At 64.7% G+C, this 21873-nt stretch carries 23 protein-coding genes; 16 read left to right on the top strand and 7 right to left on the bottom strand.

The window, feature by feature from the left end; all coding sequences use genetic code 11:
• Nucleotides 1-145: 145 nt before the first annotated feature.
• Nucleotides 146-973 (bottom strand): helix-turn-helix domain-containing protein, encoded by an 828-nt coding sequence (locus KVO92_RS05175; protein ID WP_217474565.1) that lies wholly within the window; start codon nt 971-973, stop codon nt 146-148.
• Between the two features lie 315 nt (nt 974-1288).
• On the opposite strand from KVO92_RS05175, the gene KVO92_RS05170 reads away from it, so the two are divergent.
• From KVO92_RS05170 to KVO92_RS05105, 14 genes are all read left to right on the top strand, one after another.
• Nucleotides 1289-1480, top strand: coding sequence for a Flp family type IVb pilin (locus KVO92_RS05170; protein ID WP_102850972.1), 192 nt, complete (start codon nt 1289-1291; stop codon nt 1478-1480).
• Between the two features lie 34 nt (nt 1481-1514).
• On the top strand, nt 1515-2033 hold the full coding sequence (locus KVO92_RS05165; protein WP_217475430.1) for an A24 family peptidase: 519 nt from the start codon (nt 1515-1517) through the stop codon (nt 2031-2033).
• A gap of 14 nt (nt 2034-2047) precedes the next feature.
• The gene (locus KVO92_RS05160) at nt 2048-3370 is read left to right on the top strand and encodes an AAA family ATPase (RefSeq protein ID WP_217474564.1); all 1323 of its coding nucleotides are present in this window, start codon (nt 2048-2050) and stop codon (nt 3368-3370) included.
• Between the two features lie 12 nt (nt 3371-3382).
• Nucleotides 3383-4168, top strand: coding sequence for a Flp pilus assembly protein CpaB (gene cpaB / locus KVO92_RS05155; protein ID WP_217474563.1), 786 nt, complete (start codon nt 3383-3385; stop codon nt 4166-4168).
• 65 nt (nt 4169-4233) lie between these two features.
• Nucleotides 4234-5745 (top strand): type II and III secretion system protein family protein, encoded by a 1512-nt coding sequence (locus KVO92_RS05150; RefSeq protein ID WP_217474562.1) that lies wholly within the window; start codon nt 4234-4236, stop codon nt 5743-5745.
• 14 nt (nt 5746-5759) lie between these two features.
• Nucleotides 5760-6029, top strand: coding sequence for a hypothetical protein (locus tag KVO92_RS05145; protein ID WP_217474561.1), 270 nt, complete (start codon nt 5760-5762; stop codon nt 6027-6029).
• Nucleotides 6030-6039: 10 nt separating this feature from the next.
• Nucleotides 6040-7368, top strand: a complete 1329-nt coding sequence (locus KVO92_RS05140) for a pilus assembly protein TadG-related protein (protein ID WP_217474560.1) — start codon at nt 6040-6042, stop codon at nt 7366-7368.
• A gap of 9 nt (nt 7369-7377) precedes the next feature.
• Entirely contained in the window at nt 7378-7848 is a 471-nt protein-coding gene (locus KVO92_RS05135; protein ID WP_217474559.1) for a TadE/TadG family type IV pilus assembly protein, read from the top strand.
• Nucleotides 7848-8348, top strand: coding sequence for a TadE/TadG family type IV pilus assembly protein (locus KVO92_RS05130; protein WP_217474558.1), 501 nt, complete (start codon nt 7848-7850; stop codon nt 8346-8348). Before KVO92_RS05135 ends, KVO92_RS05130 begins: the two co-directional genes overlap by 1 nt.
• A complete protein-coding gene (locus KVO92_RS05125) occupies nt 8342-9562 on the top strand; it encodes an AAA family ATPase (RefSeq protein ID WP_217474557.1) in 1221 nt (406 codons plus the stop codon). Before KVO92_RS05130 ends, KVO92_RS05125 begins: the two co-directional genes overlap by 7 nt.
• 2 nt (nt 9563-9564) lie before the next feature.
• Complete coding sequence (locus tag KVO92_RS05120) at nt 9565-10998, top strand: CpaF family protein (protein ID WP_217474556.1); 1434 nt, start codon at nt 9565-9567, stop codon at nt 10996-10998.
• On the top strand, nt 10995-11984 hold the full coding sequence (locus tag KVO92_RS05115; RefSeq protein WP_217474555.1) for a type II secretion system F family protein: 990 nt from the start codon (nt 10995-10997) through the stop codon (nt 11982-11984). Before KVO92_RS05120 ends, KVO92_RS05115 begins: the two co-directional genes overlap by 4 nt.
• A 14-nt stretch (nt 11985-11998) precedes the next feature.
• On the top strand, nt 11999-12964 hold the full coding sequence (locus KVO92_RS05110; RefSeq protein ID WP_217474554.1) for a type II secretion system F family protein: 966 nt from the start codon (nt 11999-12001) through the stop codon (nt 12962-12964).
• A gap of 1 nt (nt 12965) precedes the next feature.
• Entirely contained in the window at nt 12966-13949 is a 984-nt protein-coding gene (locus KVO92_RS05105) for a tetratricopeptide repeat protein (RefSeq protein WP_217474553.1), read from the top strand.
• 22 nt (nt 13950-13971) lie between these two features.
• On the opposite strand, the gene KVO92_RS05100 is transcribed toward KVO92_RS05105, so the two are convergent.
• Nucleotides 13972-15561 (bottom strand): sensor domain-containing diguanylate cyclase, encoded by a 1590-nt coding sequence (locus tag KVO92_RS05100; protein WP_217474552.1) that lies wholly within the window; start codon nt 15559-15561, stop codon nt 13972-13974.
• A gap of 305 nt (nt 15562-15866) precedes the next feature.
• Between KVO92_RS05100 and KVO92_RS22825 the strand changes: the two genes are divergently transcribed.
• Both KVO92_RS22825 and KVO92_RS05090 read left to right on the top strand, forming a co-directional pair.
• Entirely contained in the window at nt 15867-17303 is a 1437-nt protein-coding gene (locus tag KVO92_RS22825) for an RAD55 family ATPase (RefSeq protein WP_336512603.1), read from the top strand.
• Nucleotides 17296-17715, top strand: coding sequence for a response regulator (locus tag KVO92_RS05090; protein WP_217474550.1), 420 nt, complete (start codon nt 17296-17298; stop codon nt 17713-17715). The genes KVO92_RS22825 and KVO92_RS05090 overlap by 8 nt, the downstream gene beginning before the upstream one ends.
• Before the next feature lie 29 nt (nt 17716-17744).
• Here the strand turns inward: KVO92_RS05090 and KVO92_RS05085 are convergent, their stop codons facing one another.
• From KVO92_RS05085 to KVO92_RS05065, 5 genes are all read right to left on the bottom strand, one after another.
• Nucleotides 17745-18800 (bottom strand): acyltransferase family protein, encoded by a 1056-nt coding sequence (locus KVO92_RS05085; protein WP_217474549.1) that lies wholly within the window; start codon nt 18798-18800, stop codon nt 17745-17747.
• Nucleotides 18801-18849: 49 nt separating this feature from the next.
• Nucleotides 18850-19848, bottom strand: a complete 999-nt coding sequence (locus tag KVO92_RS05080) for a glycosyltransferase (protein WP_217474548.1) — start codon at nt 19846-19848, stop codon at nt 18850-18852.
• Nucleotides 19849-19939: 91 nt separating this feature from the next.
• Complete coding sequence (locus tag KVO92_RS05075) at nt 19940-20158, bottom strand: hypothetical protein (protein WP_217474547.1); 219 nt, start codon at nt 20156-20158, stop codon at nt 19940-19942.
• Between the two features lie 25 nt (nt 20159-20183).
• A complete protein-coding gene (locus KVO92_RS05070; RefSeq protein ID WP_217474546.1) occupies nt 20184-20519 on the bottom strand; it encodes a hypothetical protein in 336 nt (111 codons plus the stop codon).
• A 29-nt stretch (nt 20520-20548) separates the two neighbouring features.
• Nucleotides 20549-21766, bottom strand: coding sequence for a glycosyltransferase family 4 protein (locus KVO92_RS05065; protein WP_217474545.1), 1218 nt, complete (start codon nt 21764-21766; stop codon nt 20549-20551).
• Nucleotides 21767-21873 lie beyond the last annotated feature (107 nt).

The following is a 21873-nucleotide window of genomic DNA, read 5'->3' as shown; positions in this document are numbered from 1 at the left end:
AGCGCATGAAAAAGGCGCGCGAGTATACAGAGTTGGGTATTTTTTAGCCATGTCGGCCGTCGCATGCGTGAGCCGCTGCGAGCGACCTGTTTTGGATAGGCGTTGGGCAGGCGGGGCGTTGGTTGCGGCGACCGCGGGCGCCGTCCTACAGGCTCAGTTCGAGCAGCGCCGGCTCCTCCTCCGAGGCGGTGCGCTGGCGGTATTCGCTGGGCGTGCAGCCGACGAACTGCTTGAAGGCTCTGGCGAAATAGGACGGGTCGCGGAATCCCGCTTCGTAGCCGATCGTGGTGATCGGCATTTGCGTGTTGTCCAGCCGCTCCTTGGCGAATTCGAGTCGCTTTTCCAGGATGTATTCCAGGTAACAGACGCCGTGGACGTCCTTGAACAGTCGGCTGAAGCGCGAAGGCGTCATCCCGCAGAGCCGTGCCAGTTCCTTCTGGTCGAGGCTCTCGCGAAAGTGCAGATCGATGTACTGCAGGGCATGGCCGAGCGACTGATGTTTCTGGTGCTCGGTGGTCAGGCGAATGCTCGGTGGCAACGCCGGGAAGTGCTCGCTCAGCACCTTGGTCGCGCCCCGTTGGGCCTGCTGCCGCAGCTCGAGCAACCGTTGCAGCGCCTGGCGATAGCGGCACAGCTCGGTCTCCGACAGCGGCAGAGTGACGTACTCCCAGACCCCCGAGCGCATCGCCCACACCGCCAGTTCTTCGGAGTGCTGAACGGTGAACATGCTGATGGGGATCGAGGGTGCGGCCCGTTTGATCTTCAACAGCTGATTCAGGCCGAGCGCATCGGGGCGATCGAAATGCATGCAGATCATGTCGATCCGGCGGGTCTTGGCGCTATCCACCACGCTGTGACTTTGCACCAGACGACACTCGCTGAACACCCGGAAAGGCGCCATCAGCGCTTCGGTGCCGCCGTCGTGCGTCAAGTCGAGCCATAACAGCAAAGGCCCATTCTGCGTGTTGGCCATCGGCGCGGATCTGCTCTGCGGTGGTATTCACACAGTATTGGCCATTGGCCAGTACCGACAAGAATAGATTCTGCTAAGCGAGGCGGTAATGGCTATTTGCTGTTATGAGGCGCAGCGGCAGTCGCCAGCTGACGGGCAATGGCGATCTGGGCCGGTTCGCTCAATCGCGTAGCGCGTCGGTGCGGCTGAAAAAAGTGAGTCCTAGCAACGCGCAAAAGAGTCCTAACGCCCGCCCGGGTCCGCTGACTAGTGTTTACCTCGAGCGTCGCAGGAGCGTCGCCGCCGTGAAAACCACTGTCGAGTGAGGTGAGCGAGATGACCATTCAAACCATCAGGACCGCAATGCTGAAGTTCGCCAAGGACGAAGACGGACTGACGATCGTGGAGTACGCCGTGGCGGGCGGACTGATTACCGCCGCCGTAGCCGCGATGTTCGTCAGCCTCGGCGGAGAGGTGAACACCCGGATTACGGCGCTGTGTGCCGCCGTCAAAGGGAGTGCGTGCTAGTCAGCCGCCTGGTCGTGAAGGGGGAGTCGTCATGATGCTGTCGGCGCCGCAGGCCTCGCTGATCGTTCTGTTCGGGCTGCTGGCCGTTGCGGTGGTCGGCGATCTGCGCCGCCACCGCATCCCCAACACCCTGGTGTTGAGCGGATTGGCGTTGGGCTTGGCCGGGCAGTTAGTCATCGGCGGGCTGCCCGGATTGATCGACGGCGTGCTGGGCATGGCGGTGGGGTTCGGCCTGTTCCTGTTGCTCTACGTCGTAGGCGGCATGGCCGCCGGCGACGTGAAGCTGATGGCCATGGTCGGCGCCTTTTTCACGCCGCAGCAGGCACTGGTGATTACCGCGGCGAGCCTGATCGCCGGTGCCCTGTGCGGGGTGGCGTTGGTGCTCTGGCACGGCCAGGTGCGGCTGACCCTCGGGCGTTACGGCGTGATGCTGCGAACCTTCACCTACCTCGCGCCGGACGACGGCGAGGTGGCCGGCAAGCCTTTCCCTTATGCCATCGCGATTTTCCTCGGAACCCTGGCCGGCAGCCTGTGGTTCCACGTCGAACCCTAGCGCGGGAGGCCGTCATGCATGCCATCAGCGACAGCGACGCCTACCCGAGCGAACGCGAGGCGGTGCAGCACCTGGCTCCGCAGCCGCGGACCATCGCGGAGACCGGCCTGAGCGATCAGCTGCTCGCCGATCTGCTGTGCAAGCACCTGCACGAGGCAGGCCCCTTGGATCTGTCGCGGCTGGCGGAGCGCCTGACGTTGCCTGGGGCCGTGTTGGAGGAAGTGCTGGGCCTGCTGCGCAAGGACGGGCGGGTCGAGGTCCTCGGCCAACACAATGGTCAGAGCCTGCGCTACGGCCTGACCGAGCGTGGCCGCAACGCCGCGCGCGACGCGCTGGAGCGTAGCGGCTATATCGGCGCCGCGCCGTTTCCGGTCAGCACTTACCGTTCGCTGGTCAAGGTGCAATCCGTTCATAGCGTCCGGGTGAGCGTCGAGAAAATGCGCTCGGTGTTCAGCGGCATCGTCCTGGCCGACGGCCTGCTCGACCAGCTCGGCGTGGCGGTCAATTCCGGGCGCGCCATCATGATCTACGGCCCGGCCGGGACCGGTAAGACCTACATCAGCGCTCGCCTGGTGCGCCTGTTCAACGAGGCGATCTGGGTGCCCTATGCGATCGCCGTCAACGATGCGGTGGTGGAGATCTACGACCCCCAGATCCATCAGCGTCTGGACGATCGCGACCGCTACAACAGCCTGCTGTTCAGCGAAGGTATCGACCGCCGCTTGCTCTGCTGCATGCGCCCGCAGGTCATTTCCGGCGGCGAACTCAGCATGGAACAGCTGGATGTGCTCTACGATCCGTTCAGCCGCCGTTATCAGGCGCCGCTGCACATCAAGGCCAGCAACGGCCTGTTCATCATCGAGGACCTTGGCCGCCACCGGATGTCGCCGGCCGAGTTGCTCAACCGCTGGATCGTGCCGATGGAGGACAAGCGCGACGCCTTGCACCTGGGCGGCGGTTACCAGTGCGTGCTGCCGTTCGACACGGTGCTGGTGTTCTCCACCAACCTCAATCCGCTGGAGCTGGCCGACGAGGCCTTCCTCCGGCGCATCGGTTACAAGCTGCATTTCAGCTACCTCAAACCGGCGGAGTACGAGCGCATCTGGCGGCAGGAGTGCGAGCGCCTGGGTGCGCTCTTCGATCCGCAGCTGCTGCGCTTCGTGCTGTGCGAACTCTACGAAGCGGAGGGCATGCCGCTGGTGCCTTGCCATCCGCGTGATCTCTTGGGCATGGCGATGGATCGTCAACGCTACACCAATCGAACCGGGCCGCTGGCGCCAGACGATCTGCTCTGGGCCTGGCGCACCTACTTCGTTCAGCTGGAATTCCTCGGATAAGGAGACAAGGCCATGGGCTCTCGGACTCTCACGCTGGTTGCACTGTCGCTGTCGCTAGGACTCGGAGCGGTCTGGATGGCGAACAACTGGCTCAGCGCCAGACTCGATGCCGGGCCTGACGACGATTCGCGAAGCGTGGTGATCGCGACCACCGAAATCCCTTTCGGCCATCAGGTCGACGCCCAGTCGGTGGCGCTGGTCCGCATGCCGCGGGGCACCGTACCGGACGATTCGTTCGAGACCACCGACAGCGTGGTCGGCAAAATCGCCACCTTTGGCCTGTTGCGTGGCGATGTGCTGCGCGGTGCCCGTCTGGCCGAGCATCTGGGGGGCAGCACCCTGGCTTCGCTGATCGCTGCCGACAAGCGCGCGGTGTCGGTGCGCGTCGATGACGTGGTCGGGGTCGGCGGCTTCCTTCTGCCGGGCAACCGGGTCGATGTCCTGGCCACCAAGCGCAAGGGCAACGGTGATGAAGCGCAGGCCGCCACGATTCTCGAGGATCTGCGGGTGCTCGCCGTCGATCAGACCGCCAGTACCGACAAGACCCAGCCGGTGGTGGTGCGGGCGGTCACCCTGGAAATGGCCTCCGATGAAGCGGAAGTGCTGGTCAAGGCCATGACCGAAGGCCGCCTGCAACTGGCACTGCGCAACCCCCTGGATAACAGCAAACGTCCCGCTGAGGCCGCGCCAAAGCCGGTCGTCGCCGCGGCCAGGCCCGTGGTGCGCCGCGCGCCGGTGGATCCTGGCGTGACGGTGATCCGCGGAACCCAGGTGAATTTGACCAAGGTGGGTCTGTAGACGAACGACGATGGCCGCCGGCTGATGCCCGGGGCCCTGCTGGCCGGATACCGGAGGAGAAGGACATGAAAGGCATGTGCAGATTGGGATGCTGTGCGCTGATGCTCGTCGGCGCGACCACGCTGTCCGGGCTGACGCAGGCGGCGGAGACCTCGTCGACGGTGGTGTCCACCCCGGCGGCCAATGTCAGCGACATCCAGGTGCCGCTCTACAAGTCCCGGGTGCTGACCACCCGCACGGCCGTCAAGCGCATCTCGGTGGGCAATCCCGAGATCGCCGACATCCTGATCACCACCCCGACACAGCTCTACCTGCTCGGTCGCTCGCTGGGCAGCACCAACGTGTTGATGTGGGACGGCAACAACCGCCTGATCGATAGCCTGGATCTGGAAGTGGTTCATGACCTCAGCGGGCTCAAGAGCAAGCTGCATCAGGTGTTGCCCAACGAGCGGATCGAGGTGTTCAGTGCCCAGGGCGCGCTGGTGCTGCGCGGGCAGGTCAGCAGCGCCGCGGTGATGGACAGTGCGCTCAAGCTGGCGACCTCCTACGCCGAGCAGGCGGCGGCCAAGCCGCAGGGGCAGGGCGCAGCGCCGGCGGCCGCTCCTTCGCAACAGCCGCTGCAACTGATCAACCTGCTCAGCATCGGCGGCAGCCAGCAGGTGATGCTGGAGGTCAAGGTCGCCGAGATGCAGCGCAACCTGTTCAAGAACCTCAACGTCCGTTTCAACGCGCTGGACTTCGGCTCGAGCGGTCGCTGGTCCAGCGGTGCCTTCAATAACGGAGACGGACTGGGCTTCGACAAGGACGGGCTGGTCAATCCGACCACGCTGTTCGGCAATGGCACCGGCATCTTCGGTCAGTTCCTGTCGGACAACTTCCTCTTCAACGTGGTGCTCGAGGCTGCCAAGGACAATGGCTCGGCCAAGGTGCTCGCCGAACCGACGCTGACCACATTGACGGGGCAGCAGGCGGAGTTCATCTCCGGTGGCGAGTTCCCGGTGCCGATCACCGAGGACGACGGCATCACCATCGAATTCAAGGAATTCGGGGTCGGGGTCAAGTTCCTGCCGGTGGTGCTCGATTCGGGGCGCATCAACCTGAACCTGAATGTGTCGGTCAGCGAGCTTTCCAACGCCAACGCGCTGGTGCTGGACACCGGGCTGGAAAGCATCCTCGGCAATGGCGTCAATCAGCTGATCCCGTCGCTGACCAAGCGCAGTGCGCAATCGACCGTCGAGCTCGGCAATGGCCAGACCATCGCCATTGCCGGCCTGATCAGCGAGAACACCCGCGACTTTGTCAGCCGCTTCCCTGGGCTGGGCGACGTGCCGGTGCTCGGGCAGCTGTTTCGCAGCCAGCAGTTCATCCATGGCGAAACCGAGCTGGTGATCCTGGTGACACCGCATCTGGCGCAGCCGGTGGACGCGGCGACGGTACGGCTGCCCACCGAACGCTTCGTCGAACCCAGCGATGCGGCGTTCTACCTGCTGGGCAAGACCAAGGGCGATACCGAGGGGCGGGCCGTGCCGGTCAGCCTGGGCGTCAGCGAAGGCCGCTTCGGCCACGACCTCAACTAAGCGGAGCCGCAATCATGAAAAAGCTGCCATGTGCCTGTTTGCTCGCCTTGCTGGCTGGCTGCATTCCCTATCAGGAAGGTCGTGTCGGCCCGCTGGGCAGCTCGGTCAATGCCACCCTCTACCAGCAGATTGCCGACAAGAACGTCGCCCGCGCGCCAGGCATGGCGCTGTCGCCAGCCGGCGTCGACGGTCCGTTGGTCGAGCAGGCGCTGGAGGGCTATCGGGGCGCTAACGGCGAGGCGAACCCGATCGCGCAGCCGATCCAGATCAACGTTGGCCGGTGAGATCGCCCACATGAACGCCAATCGCATGACATTGCCGGCACCCCGGCGCCAGACCGGCTCGGTCATGGTGCTGATCGTCGTGGCACTGGCGGCGATGTTGCTGATGGCGGCCCTGGCGCTCGATGGCAGCCATATGCTGGTGAACAAGACCCGCTTGCAGAGTGCCGTGGATGCCGCGGCGCTCAGCGGCGCCAAGACGTTGCAGCAGGTCATGGGATCGGGCAACGAGGGCAGCCTGACGCAGACAGCGGCCCGGGATACCTTCCGGCGCAATGCCGAAGCCGTCGGAAACGGCGAACTGTTGAGCGCGCTTGGCGGCGATCTGCCGGGCTTGGTGCGCGTCGAGCTGGCGGCCAGCGTCTATGGGCCGTTCTCCTTCCCCGGGCCTGCGGATGCGCGCTACGTACGCGTCACGGTGGCCCAGTTGCCGCTGGCGGGCTTCTTCTGGGGCCTGCTGCAGGCCTTCGGCAGCGCCGCGGACAAGGCAGTCGCGGCGGTCGCCACCGCCGGGCCGAGCCCGGCCAGCCCGTGCAACATCGCGCCGTTGATGGTGTGTGGCAATCCGGGGCAGCACGAGCCGAGTAACGGGCTGTTCTGGGGCTATCGACTCGGCGATCTCGAGGTGCTCAAAGGCGCAGCCGGTAACGCGTCGGCGATAGGGCCCGGCAACTTCCAGCTGATTCGTCTGGGCGACGGCGCCGGCGGTGCGGACGTGCGGCAGGCGTTGGCCGGCGGGATCGAGCAGTGCAACGGTGTCGGCGAGACGGTGGAAACCGAGCCCGGCAACACCGTCGGCCCGGTCTCGCAAGGCTTCAACACCCGTTTCGGACGCTACGCCGGTGCCTTGGCCAACAGCGCCAGCGAATACCCACCGGACTTCATCACCGACTACAGCGCGCCGCTGATGACCTATAACGCGACCACCGGGCAGGCCGAGTACCAGGGGCAGGTGGTGAGCGCCAATGGTGCAGACCTGTCGACGTCGAGCACCGCGCTGTTCGACTACAACGACTGGCGCCAGCGGGTCGCCGACTGCCCCACCGGGTGCCGGTCGGACGGCGTGTTCGAGCGGCGCATGCTGAAGATCGTGCTGGGCGATTGCACCGGCGGTACCGGCGGCCAGACATCCGTGCCGGTGCTGGGGTTCGGGTGCTTCTTCCTGGTCCAGCCGCTACCGACCGGGGCCGGCGGTGATGCACAGATATTCGGCCAGTTCGTCAGCGACTGCGAGGGCGACAACGTGCCGGACATCAACCCGGTCAACGACGGCGGCCCGCAGATCATTCAGCTGTTCAAGACCTATATCGACAACAACCGGACGCCGAGCAGCGACTCGTAGGAGGCGGCCATGGCGAGCAGGGAATACCGACCGGCAATCCATCAGCGCGGTGTCGCGATGGTCGAGCTGGTGATCGCACTGCCCTTGTTGCTGTTGCTGTTGCTGGCGATCGGCGAGGTGGCGCGCTTGTTGTTCCAGTACAACACCTTGCTGCAGGCCAGCCGCGACGCTAGCCGTTTCGTCGCCGGGCAGGCCTGGAATCACACCCTGGGGCGGATCGAGCTGACCGCCGAGCTGCAGCAGAAGGCCCGCTCACTGGCCGTTTACGGCGTGCCGGTCGCCCCGGCCGGCAGCCAGCCGCTGGTGAGCAACCTGAGCCCCGACCAGGTGGTGGTCAGCGCGCAGGGGAGCGATCACGTCCAGGTCAGCATCAGCTACCCATTCCAGCCGATCGTCGGCGGTGGTTTGCCCGACGTGGGCTTTGGGGCGACCTCGCTGGCCTTTCCGTTGGTGGCCACCAGTGTGATGAGGGCGCTGTGATGAACGCCAAACGCATGCGCGGCGTGTACGTGGTGGAGTTCGCCATTGTCGGCCTGTTGGTGTTCACGCTGCTGTTCGGCGTGCTGGAAATGGGCCGGCTGCTGTTTACCGTCAACGCGCTGAACGAAACAGTTCGCCGCGGCGCGCGACTGGCCGCGGTGTGCGACATCCAGGAGCCGCGCATCCTGCGCCGGGCGATTTTCAACGCCGCCGAAGATGCCGGCGCCAGCAGCCTGATCGCCGCGCTGACCACCGCCCATCTGACCCTGGTTTACCTCGACGCTGACGGCAACCCCATCGCCAGCCCCAGCGGCAGCGGCGCAGCCGGTTTCGGCGCGATCCGCTACGTGCAGTTGCGCGTGGAAAACTTCACCTTCACGCCGTTGATTCCCGGCTTGAACGGTGTGATCACCTTGCCGCCGTTCTTTTCGACCCTGCCACGCGAGAGCCTCGGCCGTCACGCCGAGCCAGACGTGGTCCCGGAGATCACACCATGCTGAACGCCAATACCCTCGAAACGTCCACGACCAGCACGGTTGGCCGGCACACGCTGCGGGCCCTGATCAGCAGCCGCAACGCGACGGCCCTGACGCAGCTCAAGGCGCTGGCGCAGCAATTGACCGGCTTGCAGATCAGCACCCGGCTGGTGAGCAACGGGCACACGGACCCGCTGTACGGGGTGGAGCAACTACCCGACCTGCTGCTGCTGCACGTCAGCCACCTGTGGCGCGAAGAGCTGGCCGCGCTGCAGCAGCACCCGGCCCAGCAACGTCCGGCACTGCTGGTCTGCGGCCCGCAGGACCCGGAGTGCATGCGCATGGCGATGCAGGCCGGTGCCCGCGATTTTCTGCCCGAGCCGGTGGTGGCCCAGGAGCTGCTCGCGGCGATCGGCCGGATCGCGCTGGAGGCAAGTGACGAGTCGTCGCCAGGCGGCAAGCTGATCGCGGTGATGAACGCCAAGGGCGGCTCCGGCGCGACCATGCTGGCCTGCAACCTGGCGCACAGCCTCAGCGCGCCAGGCCAGCGGACCTTGTTGCTGGACCTGGATCTGCAATTCGGCAGCGTCGCCCATTGCCTGGACGTGCAGCCGACCCATAGCCACATGGATGTCTTGCAGCGCATCGACGATCTCGATGGCGTTGCGTTGCATGGCTTCTGCAGCCACTTCAGCCCGACACTCGACGTGCTCGGTGGCCGTGCCAGCGAACTCTGCCTGACCCAGGACGTCCAGCTGGAGCAGCTTGAAGGGCTGCTCGGCCTGGCTCGCGCCCACTACGACTGGATCGTGGTCGACCTGCCGCGACAGATCGACCACCTCACCGGTATCACCCTCGAACAGGCCGATCACATCTTCGTGGTCCTGCAACAGTCGCTCAGCCATCTCAAGGATGCGGCCCGCCTGGTGCGCATCATGCGCGAGGACCTCGGCGTACGCGGCAGCCGCCTGCAAACGGTGGTCAACCGCTACGACAAGACCGCACCGGTCAGCCTCAAGGACATCGCCGATGCGCTGAATTGCCCGGCGCTCCAGCGGCTGCCGAACGACTACGCCGTGGTCAACGAGAGCCAGAACACCGGTGTGCCGCTTGGCCTGCATGCACCGCGCGCGCCATTGACGCGCAGCATCGGCCAGATGAGCCAGGCGCTGCTCGGCCAGGAGGCCGCCGAGTCGGGGCTGCTGAAACGTACGTTCGGCCGACTCTTCAGGGGATGACCATGCTCAGCGAACTACGCAACCGCCTGCAGGCAGGCAAGAAAACCTCGACCCGGCAGGCGGAACCGCGCCCTACCGCCGACCCCGCCGACAGCGGCATGGCGTGGGAGCTGCCGGCGGCCGAGTCGGTGTACGAGACCCGCAGCCAGCTCAACACCACCGACACCGAATGGCGGGAGCGGATCTATGAGCAACTGCTCAAGGTCATGGACCTGTCGCTGATCGACGCGCTCGAGCCGAGCGAAGCCGCCTGGCAGATCCGCGAGATCTGCCAGCGCCTGCTCGACGAGCATGCCGCGCCGGTCAGCGCCGCCAGCCGCCAGTTGATCATCAAGCAGATCAGCGACGAGGTGCTGGGCCTTGGGCCGCTGGAGCCGCTGCTGGCGGACGCGACGGTGGCCGATATCCTGGTCAACGGCCATGCCTCGGTCTACGTCGAGCGCCATGGCAAGCTGCAGCGTACCGACGTGCGCTTCCGCGATGATCGGCATCTGCTCAACATCATTGACCGTATCGTCTCCGGGCTGGGTCGGCGCATCGATGAATCCTCGCCGCTGGTGGATGCGCGGCTGAAGGACGGCTCGCGGGTCAACGCCATCATCCCGCCGCTGGCCATCGACGGGCCGAGCCTGTCGATTCGCCGTTTCGCGGTGGATCTCCTGAACGCCGAGAGCCTGATCCAGATGGGCACCCTGACGCCCGCCATCGCGCTGGTGCTCAAGGCCATCGTGCGGGGACGCCTCAATGTGCTGGTGTCGGGTGGTACGGGCACCGGCAAGACCACCATGCTCAATGTCCTGTCGGGCTTCATTCCGCACAACGAGCGCATCGTCACCATCGAAGATTCGGCCGAGCTGCAACTGCAGCAGCCCCACGTGGTGCGCCTGGAAACGCGACCGGCCAACATCGAGGGCCGTGGCGAGGTCAACCAGCGCGAGCTGGTGCGCAACAGCTTGCGGATGCGGCCGGATCGCATCGTCATCGGCGAGGTGCGCGGCCCCGAGGCGCTGGACATGCTGGCGGCGATGAACACCGGTCACGACGGTTCGATCACCACCATCCATGCCAACACGGCGCGCGACGCCCTGGGTCGTATCGAGAACATGGTGGCCATGAGCGGCGCGACCTTTCCGGTCAAGTCGATGCGCCAGCAGATCGCGTCGGCGATCGACGTGGTGATCCAGCTGGAGCGCCAGGAGGACGGCAAGCGCCGACTGGTCAGCGTGCAGGAGATCAATGGCATGGAAGGCGAGGTGGTGACCATGACCGAGATTTTCGCCTTCGAGCGGCGTGGCCTCGACGAGCATGGCGCGGTGCTCGGCGACTATCGACCGACCGGCATGGTGCCGGCCTTCCGCGATGTGCTGGCCAAGCGCGGCATCGAGCTGCCGCTGGAACTGTTCCGCCCGGACTGGATGGAGGGCATGCAGCCATGAGCCAAGTCCCCAGCGAATTCATCCTGATCTTTCTCGGCATGATCTTCGTCGCGGCATTCCTGCTCAGCCAGGGGCTGACGGTGCCGGTGTTCGGCGAGGCGGGGCAGGTGCGCAAGCGTATTCGTGCGCGTCTGCATCTGCTCGAGCAGGCCAACGACCTGCCGAACATGCAGGTGCTGCTGCGGCAGAAATACCTCAAGCGGTTGTCTCCGCTGGATGCAGCCTTGGAGCAGTGGCCGCTGATGGAGCGGCTCGCCCAGCTGATCGAGCAGAGCGGCCATCACTACCGGGCGCACCGCGTCGTGCTGCTCGGCCTGGTGCTGGCGGTGCTGGTCGCGCTGGGCAGTGGACTGCTGCTGCCGGCGTGGTGGTGGATGGGCGTTGTGCTGGGGTTCGTGGTGTTCTGGCTGCCGATCTTGAAGATCGCCCGCGACCGCAGCAAGCGTTTTGCGGCATTCGAAGAAGGCTTGCCCGATGCGCTGGATTCGATGTGCCGTGCGCTACGCGCCGGTCACCCCTTCAACGAGACACTGCGCCTGGTAGCCGAGGAGCAACGGGGCGCGGTGGCCCAGGAGTTCGGGCTGACCTTCGCCGACATCAACTATGGCAACGACGTGCGCCGCGCCATGCTCGGCCTGCTGGAGCGCATGCCCAGCATGACGGTGATGATGCTGGTGACGAGCATCCTCATCCACCGCGAAACCGGCGGCAACCTGACCGAAGTGTTGGAGCGGTTGAGCCGGTTGATCCGCGGTCGCTTCCGCTTTCAGCGCAAGGTCAGGACGTTGTCGGCCGAAGGGCGCATGTCGGCCTGGGTGCTGATCTCGGTGCCATTCGTGCTGGCGGGCGGAATCATGCTGACCACGCCGGAGTATCTGCCGTTGCTGCTCAACGAGCCGATCGGCCAGCGACTCAGCGTGGCGGCGTTCGGCGCCATGCTGGTGGGGATCTTCTGGATTCGGCGGATCATCCGCATCCGGGTCTGAGGGAGGGCAGGGTCATGGATTACCTCTATGGGCTGGTGGCGAGCGTGATCGGCGACGAGCAATGGGTGCGGCTGATCTTCCTGCTGGCCGTCGCGCTGAGCGTGGTTCTCGCGTCGGCCACCGTCGCGGTGCTGGCCATGGGCCTGCAAGACCCGGTCCGTCGGCGCCTGGCGATCATCAAGCGCGGCGGCGAATGGGGCCGTGGCGACTTGCCGCAAAACGGTTTGCACCTGTTGCTGGAGCAGGTCGGGCAGCGCTTCGTCAGCGCGGACGCGGGGCAGGCCCCCGGCACGCGGATGCTCCTGCTGCACGCCGGCTTTCGTTCGGCCTCGGCGGTGCAGGTGTACTGGGCGACCCGGGTGCTGTTGCCGCTGTTGCTGCTGGTTGGCGCGCTGGTGGCGCTGCCGCTGGTCACCACCGTCAGCCTGACGACCGCCTTGCTGACCGCAGGGCTGGCGATTGGACTCGGCTGGCTGGTGCCGGCGCTGTACGTCGAACGACGCAAGGACGCCCGGCAGACGCGCCTGCGCAGCGCATTTCCCGACGCCCTCGATCTGATGGTCGTCTGCGTGGAGTCGGGCCTGGCCTTGCCCCAGGCCATCGAGCGGGTCGCCGAAGAACTGGCGGTGAGCCAGGTCGAATTGGCCGAAGAGCTGGCGACGGTGAATGCCGAGATTCGTGCCGGCATTCCCAGCGCGACGGCCCTGGCCAATCTGGCCGAACGCACGGGGCTGGAGGACATGCGCGGCCTGGTCAGCCTGCTGGCGCAGAGTATCCGCTTCGGTACCAGCGTCGCCGACACACTGCGCATCTACGCCGAGGAATTTCGTGACCGACGTACCCAGGCCGCGGAGGAGCAGGCGGCCAAGATCGGTACCAAGCTGGTGTTTCCGCTGATTTTCTGCCTGTGGCCGAGCTTTTTCCTGGTCGCCATCGGCCCCGCCATGATCGGTGTTCTCAAAGCGTTCGGGAGATTATGAAATGAGAGGAATCTATCTGCTGCTGGCGGTATCGAGCGTGCTGGTCGGCTGCCAGTCCATGGGCCCGGAACCGGGCAACGAGCGCTCCATCTATTCCGGCGACCACTCGGTGCTGTACCGCGCCCGGCAACAAGGTGGCTCGCTGGAGCAGGCCTTGCGAATGGCCGACGTGGCGTATCACGCCGGTGATCTGGACCAGGCGCTGTTTCAGTACCTGCGGGCACTGGAACTGGATCCCGGGCGGCATTCGGCATTGGTCTGGGTAGGCCGCATCCACCGCGAGCGCGGCAACATCCAGCTGGCCGAGATGGCGTTCGATGAGGTATTGAGCAAGGCGCCGAACAACCTCGACGCACTGGCCGAAATGGGCATGTTGCAACTGGCCAAGCGTGACCAGCCGAAGGCACGCGAGCTGCTGTACAAGGCGGTGCAGCTGGACCAGCAGAGGCTGGGCCGGGATCCGCATGACGGGCTGCCGGCCGTGGGTGCGCTCACGGTGGATCGGCAGTCGCCAGTGCGGCTGTACAACGCCCTGGGCGTTCTGGCAGACCTCAACAACGATTTTCCCCTGGCCGAGCAGTATTACCGCCTGGCGCTGCAAGTCGAGCCGCGCTCGCTGCTGGTCCAGAACAGCCTGGGCTACTCCTACTACATGGCGGGCCATTGGCAGGAGGCCGAACGCGTCTATAGCCGTGCGCTCGACCAGAACAGCGCCTACGCGCCGCTATGGCGCAACTACGGCCTGCTGCTAGCGCGGACGGTGCGCTACGAGGAGGCGCTGTCGGCGTTCGAGCAGATCGGTTCGCGGGCCCAGGCCAGCAACGAGGTGGGTTATGTCTGCCTGGTGGAAGGCAAGCTGGACGAGGCCGAACAGTTCTTCCGCAGCGCGCTGGAGCAGTCGCCATCGCACTATGCCACCGCCTGGGACAACCTCGAGCGGGTACGGCAACTGCGCAAAATTCGCCAGATCGCCAGCGGCTTCTAAAGGCGCCCCGCGTATAGCCGGCTCAGTGCCGCTCGTCCGGAGCGGTAGGCAAGTCGGCGACCTCGGCACGGTTGCGGCCGTGCTGCTTGGCCAGGTAGAGGGCGCCATCGGCCAGTTTGAGGACGCGTTGCACGTCGCTGTGGTGGCTGGGCCAGACGGCGATGCCGAGGGAAATGGTGATATGGCCCACTGGCGCGATCTGTTCGTCCTCGACGCACAGGCGCAAACGTTCGGCAACCCGCAACGCTGATTCGGTGTTGGTGTTGGGCAAGAGCATCAGGAATTCCTCGCCGCCGCTTCGGCAGAGGATGTCAGCGTCTCGCGAGCAGGCGATCATCAGCTGCGCGAGCTGCCGAATGACCTGGTCGCCAACGTCGTGTCCGTGGTTATCGTTGATGCGTTTGAAATGATCGATGTCCAGGGCGACCACTGCGAAGGTGTGGTCGGCGGCCGCGAAGGCCTCCAGGGCGAGTGAAAGGCCACGGCGGTTGTACAGGCCGGTCAGCGGGTCCGTCTGCGCGTCGAGGTGCAGTTTGCCGATACGTTGATGCAGTAGGTTGATGCCCAGTTGCATGGCGCGCTTGAGCTGCGCGGCCTCGAAATACCAGGAGCGAATTCGCTGAATGCGCTCCGCGCTGGTGGCGGCGTCCATTTCGCCCGCGCTCTTGGCCAGCTGCCAGAGCGGCCGGGAGATCAGGCCCGAGAGCAACCAGACGCCGAGAAACGTCAGCAGGGCCAGTGGTGTGGTTTGGCGTAGCACCTGCCGCATCAAGCCATCGAGCGGGTGCAAGGTTGCGGCGGTTGGGCGTTGCGCGACGATGCCCCAGCGGGCGATCGGTACCGCCGCGAAGCCGGCCAGCATGTCCTGGCCCAGGCTGTTGGTGACCCGCTGGCTGCCTGATTCACCGCTGATCACGCGGTCGATGACGGTGTTTTCGCCCACCACGGTGCCGACGCGTCGGGGATCGGGGTGGTAGAGCAACCGCCGACGCTGGTCGACAGCATAGAGGTAGGAGCCGTCTTTATAGAAATGCTCACCGAGCATGCTGCTGAGGATATTCGGCTCCTTGAGGCTGATGATGCCGCCGATATAGCCGAGATAGGTGCCTTGCTGGTCGATGATCGGCTGCGAAACGGAAATCACCAGGGTGCCGATCGCCGAGACGTACGGGTTGCTGATCAGAGGCCGTCGCTCACGCAGCGCTTCACGGGCGCCGGGCGAGTCCAGGACATGGCCGACCAGCGGCGGGCCCGTCGGCGAAACGGCCCGCACGATGCCGTTCGCATCGGTGACCACGACATTGTTGAAACTGTCGGTCTGCAGCCGCAGTCGTTCGACCTCTTCGCCGAGCGTATCGGCGTCGAACCGTTCGGCGAGGACTGTGGCGCTGTACTTGAGCTGTTGCTGCAGCGTGGCGAAGAAGCCCTCGGTGCCGACCGCGAGCTTGGCGGCATAGGCGCGGTTGGCTTCCAGCGTGCTGTCGATGAGCGATGCACGCTGGACTTGGTAGCTCGAATAGAAGCTGATGCTCAGCGTGACCAGGCCGCTGAAGATAGCCAGCGCCACGATCAGTCGCCTCAGGTCTACGCGAAACAGTGAAGCAAAGGACATGCGCTCAGATTGCCGGTCATAAATGGGGAAACGACGTGCATGGTAGGGGGTTTGGGTGAAGGGCTCCAGCGCGGCGGGGAATCAATCGTCCACCGAGCAGGGTCGAATGAGTCCGTGGTGAGGCTGGGGCGGCGCTGGCGACGGGCTGCCGGGGCGTGTTCCGAACGTCCGCGCGCGAACGCTGACCAAGCTGAAGAGCCGGCGACCGTAACCGCACCCGCCTTTTGTTAGGATGGCGGCATTGAGTTGAACGGATAGCAGCTGTGATCGATATCGATACTTCATCGCCAAAGAGGCCTGTCCATGTGCCGACGGGCGTTCCAGGGCTCGACGCGGTGCTCAACGGCGGCTTGTTGCCGCGAGCGGTGTACATCGTTCAGGGTGGGCCCGGTGAGGGAAAGACCATACTGGCCAACCAGATCTGCTATAGCTGGGCGGCCCGGGCGGAGCGCTCGCTGTACGTCACCTTGCTGGCCGAGACGCATCATCGCCTGTTGCGCCATCTGCAGAACATGGCGTTCATGGATAACCGCTACGCCGGGACCTCGGTGGTCTACGAGAGTGCCTTCGACATCCTGCGCACGGATGGGCTGGAAGGCATCCTTCGTTATCTGGCGCGCAACGGCAAGCGCCAGAATCCTGCCTTGATCGTGATCGACGGGCTCTTCGCGCTGGAAGAAAACGCCGCCTCGGAGCGGGTGTTTCGCGAATTCATCAACGACCTGTCGGTCTACGCGGACGTCGTCGGCTGCACCATCTTGCTGCTGACCAACAGCAAGCGCGATGCCGGCAGTCCGGAGTTCACCATGGTCGATGGCTGGCTGACCCTGGGCAGCGAACAAGACCATTTCCGCACCTATCGCTACCTGCAGGTGCGCAAGTTCCGCGGCAGCGATTTCATTTCCGGCCGGCACATGACGTCCATCACCAGCGATGGGTTCCGAGTGTTCCCGCGGCTGGAGGCCGTCACTGGCGAGCAGACGTCCGCGCCGATGCGTGATCAGCGGCTGAGTACCGGGGCCGATGGGCTGGATCGGATCATACGTGGCGGCATTCCGTACTCCTCGACGACCTTGCTGGTTGGCCCGACCGGCATCGGCAAGACGACCCTGGGCCTGAGCTTCATCTGCCAGAGCACCGCGCAGGAGCCCGGCCTTGTCTTTGGCTTCTACGAGGATGCGCATCGCCTGCGCCGGCGCGCCGCCACCTTGGGGCTGGACCTCGATGGGCTGATCGATGACGGCGTCGTCGAAGTGCTTCATCGATCGCCCACCGAACTGCTGCAGGACCAGTTGGCCGAAGAAATCCTCGCGGCGGTCCGTCGGCGTGCGGTCAAACGCTTGTTCATCGATGGCGTCGATGCGTTCAAGCAGGCGGCTATCGATTCCGATCGGCTCGGTCGCTTCTTCAGCACCCTGACCGCCATTCTCCGCAGTGAAGGGGTGACGACGGTATTTACCGCCGAGTTGGCGGAAATAGTGGGCGGTAGTAACGGCCTGAAGTTTCCGGCGGTATCGGCCATCGCGGAGAACATCCTGCTGCTGCGCTATGCCGAACTCGAGTCGCGGCTCTACCGAACGCTGGCTGTGTTGAAGATGCGCGAGAGCGACTTCGAACCCTATGTGTTCGAGTTCACCCTGGGGGAGGGCGGTTTCAGGCTGGGGCGGCGCATGGAGCATACCGAAGGCGTCGCGATTGGCCGGCCGCATCGCCAGGCGCCGCCAGGGGGCGAGGATGTCTAGGCAAGGGCAGGACGCGCTGGCGCCGCTTGTGCTGCTGGTCGAGGACGAACTCGGCCTGAGCAAACTGATGGTGATGATCCTCGAAGACGAGGGCTATCGCGTCGCTACCGCGAGTAACGGAGCGCTGGGCTTGCGCATGCTCGAGCAGGAGAAACCGGCGCTGATCGTCACCGACTACATGATGCCGGAGCTCGATGGTGCCGAGATGGTCCGGGCCATTCGCCGCAACCCCGCCTATGACGACGTTCCGATCCTGATGATGAGCGCTGCGCTGGCGCAACAGATTCCGGGACGCGAGCTGGTCAGTGAGTTCCTGGCGAAAGGCACCGGGCTCGCTCCGCTGATCGATGCCGTTCGACGACTGACCGGAAGAGATACAGATACCACCGAGCCGGGCGCGCTCGACACCTGAAGCCGTGCACGCGATTCAACGCGCGCGGTTCAGCCGGCCTCGCCAAGAGGGCTGGGCACTCGGGGCAGATAGCGCTTCAACTGCAGCGCTGGCAGCTCGACGAAATGCCAGGACAGAACGGCCACGGCGATGCTCACCACCAGGCTGATCACCACGAACAGGCCCAGCGAGAGCTGCGGGCCGAAGGCGTGCATCAGCCATTGCTGGATCGGAAAGCTGAAGATGTAGATACCGTACGAGAAATCGCCATACCGGCCGAATCCCGCCAGCCGCGGGATCGGCAAGTGGGCCAGATAGATGGTCAGGTAGGGCAGCGTCAGCACGTGTACGTACGGCCATAGCTCGGTTCCTGCACTGAGCAGGGACAACCCCAGCAGGCTCAGGGCCACTTTCCAGTTCCACGGCAGGACGCGGCGATACAGATACAGGGTCGCGCCGAAGAAGAAGAACATGCCCAGCCGCGTCGTCTTGCGCAGTACCTCGCTCTCCAGGCCGAGCCCAGGTATCAGGTAGAAGTGAACCAGCATCAGGGCCAAGGGCACCGCCAGCGTGGCGGCTCGGCCAATCAGACCGATCAACCCCAGCAGCATCAACGAGGCGTACATCAGCACCTCGTAGGGCAAGGTCCAGACCGACCCGTTGACCGTGTCTGGAAACGGGTTGGTGGTGAACACCTCGGGCAGATGAAAGTGCGTGACCAACGCCATGTTGCCCAGAAAGCGCGCCGTCTGGCTGTGCAACAGGTAGTCCTTCAGGGGCAGGCCGGTCACCAGCGGGCCGACGATCAGCACGGTGAGCAGCACCGAAACGCACAGCGCCGGGAATATGCGCAGCGCACGTTTGGCGGCGAAGTTCAGCACGTTGCGGCTGTTCATCCATGACGCGGCGATGAGGAAACCGCTCATCGCGAAGAACAGGTTCACCGCGATGTCAGCCGTATCCAGCGAGCCGGTGAACAGCCGCATCGGTTCGCTGGCACCGGCGCCCGATAACCAGTAGCAGTGACCCACGACGACGGCGCAGGCGGCGACGAATCGCAGGAAGTCGAAATTGTTCGCGTCACGTTGTAGGGAAGCGACATCCATAGGGGCAATGCCTTCGATGAGACGGGTGGGGCGCGGGCCGGTGGAGCGGTCAGCGCAACGGAAAGGTCTTGCTCATGCCCAATGCGCCGTTTTCGCCGTCATGAATGGCTTGCTCGATGAGCGCCAGGCGTTGCGGGGCATGGCGTAGCCGGGCGATCAGGCGCAGCAGCGTGAGAAACAGCCAACGGTTCAGGCGATGCAGCCGAGGCGAGGCGGCCCAGACGTTCTTGTCGAACCAGGCTTGATTGCGCGCGGCGTAGTAGGCGCGGAAATCCGAGTCGCCGAGCAGAAAGGTCTCGTAGATGTTGCGAGTCCGTGCCTTGATGTTCCAGGACTGCTCGAGCTCGTCGATCACCGCGTCGGTGAACAGAAACAGGTGCCCGCCACCGGCGGTGATGCGCCGGGTGTATTCAGTGTCGTCGACATAGAGCACCAGCTCTTTGAGCGGGACGCCGATGCGCTCGTACAAGCTGCGGTGGGCGAGCATTCCGCCGTACGGAGCGAAGGGCAGGCTGATGCTCACGGGTCGCTTGCCGGGGCGACGCGTCCCGGGCAGGCGCCGCCAAAGCTTGTAAGGAAGCTGCGCGATGTGAAAGCCGAAGTAGCTGGAACGTGGCTGAAGCAGGTAGCGCGTCGGCACACCTTGGGCGATATCCGCTTGCTGGGTCGCGCGGTAGCCCAACACCGCGACCCGGTCCGGGCCCAGCAGCCCGCCAAGACGGGATACCTCGCGATGCAGGATGGACACCGCCGCGGCAGTCGGCGCGTTGTCGTCATCCATCATCCAGATGTAATCGGCGCCGCCTGCCAACGCGGCTTGCAGCGCGACGGCATAGCCGTTCGCCGAGCCGGTGTTGTGTTGCAGTTGAATGAGTCGGACCTTGTTCGGCCAGCGCGCTGGCAATTGCTCCAGCGGCGCTGACGAGGCGTTGCTGACGATGATCACCTCGGTGATCTCGACGAACGCCAGTGCGCGTTCGACCAATTGCGCAAGGTAAGGCAGCCGATCACCGTAGGTGACGGTCACCACGGACGTTTTCGGGGTCATGGAATGTCTCGGTATGAAGCGAAGCGGTGGCCGTTGCGTCAGCGAAGGGTTCGCTGACGAGGCGTTCGAGCGGCCGCGGGACGGGCCTGATTCAGATCCCGCCGGCGAGTTCCGTCAGTGGTGGAGCGGCTACGAGGAGGTCGGCGTTCTCGTTTTCACGGTCGTGGTCTGAGGTAAAGAACGCGTGGAACACGCTGATCAGCCGGGTACCGCCAGGCACTCCAGGCATTTCCGGGGCCTGGAATATTTCGGTATAGGAATAACCGTCAGCGTAAACCAGCGTTTGGCTGTTTTGGTCTGCACTGTTCATTGCGCCTCCAGGGAGGGTCACGGAATTAGAACGAGTAACGGGTGGTGTCGCCAGAGCGCAGGTACGGATCTCCCGAAAGCGGTTTGGCCAGGCGCACGGTCGGTACTGTGACTGCGGTCGATTCGGTGCGCTGGCAGGGGCCTGCATTAGCGCGAGCACCCTGATCGAAGATGATCACCCGAGGGCCCTGACTGGCGGTGCAGCTGGACGTGTCGTCGGTGAAACTCGCGTGCCCTTGCCGGGAAAAACCGTTGGCGTCGTGCTCGGCCAGGTGGACGGCACCTGTCGTGCCGCTGATCAGCAAGGCAAAGCTTAATACGCAGGAGGTCTGGATTCGTTGAGTGGCAGTTGCTGTGTTCATCCGTGAAACCTCGCAGTGAGTGGGGCTGTTTAGGCATGCTTCATGGGAACCGCCGCAGGGTAGACCGGGGTGACGCTGGCCGGGGTTACGCTTGGGCGATGCAAGAGCGCATCCTGTCCTTGGAGCGAAATGACTTCGCGGGCGCTAGTATCGACGAAAGACTTAATCTCCTGCCTGAATCGTTCGGTTGAAAAACGCTCCGCGCTGGCCCGACAGACGCTGGGCAGAATGTGATGCGCTTCCGCTTCGAACTCCTGGACCGCAGCCATCAGCGACTCGGGGGTCTGTTCGGGGTAGAACACGCCGGTGGGTTCGGGGTGGTCGATTCCCCTCACGGTTTCCAGTACGCCCCCTCTGCCATACGCGATCACCGGCGTGCCGCAGGCCTGCGCCTCGATGGGGGCGATCCCGAAATCTTCCTCGGCGGCGAAAACGAAGGCCCGCGCGCGTTGCATGTGATGCAGCAGCACCGCGAAGTTCTGGTAGCCCATCAGTGTCACGTTGGGGGTGGCCAGTTCCCTGGCCTTGTCCATCTCCGGTCCGGTGCCGATCACCACCAGCTTCTTGTCGGGCATCCGCGAAAAGGCTTCCACGATCATCGGGATGCGCTTGTAGGGCACCATGCGCGAGGCGGTGAGGTAGTAGTCCTCCTTGTCGGCGTAGAGGGTGAATTGGCGGGTGTCGACAGGCGGGTAGATCACGGTCGATTCGCGCCGATAGCTCTTGTTGATGCGTCGACCGATGAAGTGCGAGTTGGCGATGAACTCGTCGACGCCGCTCGCGGTGCGCTGATCCCACATCCGCATGTAGTGCAGCAGCATGCGCGCGAGCTTGGCTTTGAAGCCGTGGTCCAGGCTGGCCTCGTGCAGGTACTGATGCTGCAGATCCCAGGCATAGCGGATCGGCGAATGCACGTAGCTGATGTGCAGCTGGTTCGGCCCGGTGAGTACTCCCTTGGCCACGGCGTGGCTGCTGGAAATCACCAGGTCGTACGCCGACATGTCGAGCTGCTCGATGGCCAAGGGCATCAGCGGCAGGTACTTCTGGTAATGGGTCTTCGCCTTGGGCAACTGCTGGATGAAGGTCGTGGTGGCGCGCTTACCACCGAGGCTGGCGCGATCTTCATCGGAGAGGAAGTCGATCACGGCGAACAGGTCGGCTTCCGGCCAGGTCTCGAGCAACCCGGCGAGCACGCGTTCGGCGCCCGCATAGGTCACCAGCCAGTCATGAACAATGGCGATTTTCATAGGATAACCTTTCGATAGAGAGGGGCAGCGAGGCGGTTGCCGAGGACTCGGCAACCGGGAATCTCAGGCCGCGCTGGCGGATGCCGGCGTGGCCGTGCTGGGCAGTG

The sequence above is a fragment of the Stutzerimonas stutzeri genome (assembly GCF_019090095.1).
In the GTDB taxonomy this organism is placed as follows: Bacteria; Pseudomonadota; Gammaproteobacteria; order Pseudomonadales; family Pseudomonadaceae; genus Stutzerimonas; species Stutzerimonas stutzeri_AN.
This window is presented reverse-complemented; position numbering and strand designations above follow the sequence as displayed.

Excerpts from the sequence above, each read along its gene's own strand:
- KVO92_RS05175 (WP_217474565.1), bottom strand. The coding sequence starts at position 973 with ATGGCCAACACGCAGAATGGGCCTTTGCTGTTATGGCTCGACTTGACG.
- KVO92_RS05170 (WP_102850972.1), top strand. The coding sequence starts at position 1,289 with ATGACCATTCAAACCATCAGGACCGCAATGCTGAAGTTCGCCAAGGAC.
- KVO92_RS05165 (WP_217475430.1), top strand. The coding sequence starts at position 1,515 with ATGCTGTCGGCGCCGCAGGCCTCGCTGATCGTTCTGTTCGGGCTGCTG.
- KVO92_RS05160 (WP_217474564.1), top strand. The coding sequence starts at position 2,048 with ATGCATGCCATCAGCGACAGCGACGCCTACCCGAGCGAACGCGAGGCG.
- cpaB (WP_217474563.1), top strand. The coding sequence starts at position 3,383 with ATGGGCTCTCGGACTCTCACGCTGGTTGCACTGTCGCTGTCGCTAGGA.
- KVO92_RS05150 (WP_217474562.1), top strand. The coding sequence starts at position 4,234 with ATGAAAGGCATGTGCAGATTGGGATGCTGTGCGCTGATGCTCGTCGGC.
- KVO92_RS05145 (WP_217474561.1), top strand. The coding sequence starts at position 5,760 with ATGAAAAAGCTGCCATGTGCCTGTTTGCTCGCCTTGCTGGCTGGCTGC.
- KVO92_RS05140 (WP_217474560.1), top strand. The coding sequence starts at position 6,040 with ATGAACGCCAATCGCATGACATTGCCGGCACCCCGGCGCCAGACCGGC.
- KVO92_RS05135 (WP_217474559.1), top strand. The coding sequence starts at position 7,378 with ATGGCGAGCAGGGAATACCGACCGGCAATCCATCAGCGCGGTGTCGCG.
- KVO92_RS05130 (WP_217474558.1), top strand. The coding sequence starts at position 7,848 with ATGAACGCCAAACGCATGCGCGGCGTGTACGTGGTGGAGTTCGCCATT.
- KVO92_RS05125 (WP_217474557.1), top strand. The coding sequence starts at position 8,342 with ATGCTGAACGCCAATACCCTCGAAACGTCCACGACCAGCACGGTTGGC.
- KVO92_RS05120 (WP_217474556.1), top strand. The coding sequence starts at position 9,565 with ATGCTCAGCGAACTACGCAACCGCCTGCAGGCAGGCAAGAAAACCTCG.
- KVO92_RS05115 (WP_217474555.1), top strand. The coding sequence starts at position 10,995 with ATGAGCCAAGTCCCCAGCGAATTCATCCTGATCTTTCTCGGCATGATC.
- KVO92_RS05110 (WP_217474554.1), top strand. The coding sequence starts at position 11,999 with ATGGATTACCTCTATGGGCTGGTGGCGAGCGTGATCGGCGACGAGCAA.
- KVO92_RS05105 (WP_217474553.1), top strand. The coding sequence starts at position 12,966 with ATGAGAGGAATCTATCTGCTGCTGGCGGTATCGAGCGTGCTGGTCGGC.
- KVO92_RS05100 (WP_217474552.1), bottom strand. The coding sequence starts at position 15,561 with ATGTCCTTTGCTTCACTGTTTCGCGTAGACCTGAGGCGACTGATCGTG.
- KVO92_RS05090 (WP_217474550.1), top strand. The coding sequence starts at position 17,296 with ATGTCTAGGCAAGGGCAGGACGCGCTGGCGCCGCTTGTGCTGCTGGTC.
- KVO92_RS05085 (WP_217474549.1), bottom strand. The coding sequence starts at position 18,800 with ATGGATGTCGCTTCCCTACAACGTGACGCGAACAATTTCGACTTCCTG.
- KVO92_RS05080 (WP_217474548.1), bottom strand. The coding sequence starts at position 19,848 with ATGACCCCGAAAACGTCCGTGGTGACCGTCACCTACGGTGATCGGCTG.
- KVO92_RS05075 (WP_217474547.1), bottom strand. The coding sequence starts at position 20,158 with ATGAACAGTGCAGACCAAAACAGCCAAACGCTGGTTTACGCTGACGGT.
- KVO92_RS05070 (WP_217474546.1), bottom strand. The coding sequence starts at position 20,519 with ATGAACACAGCAACTGCCACTCAACGAATCCAGACCTCCTGCGTATTA.
- KVO92_RS05065 (WP_217474545.1), bottom strand. The coding sequence starts at position 21,766 with ATGAAAATCGCCATTGTTCATGACTGGCTGGTGACCTATGCGGGCGCC.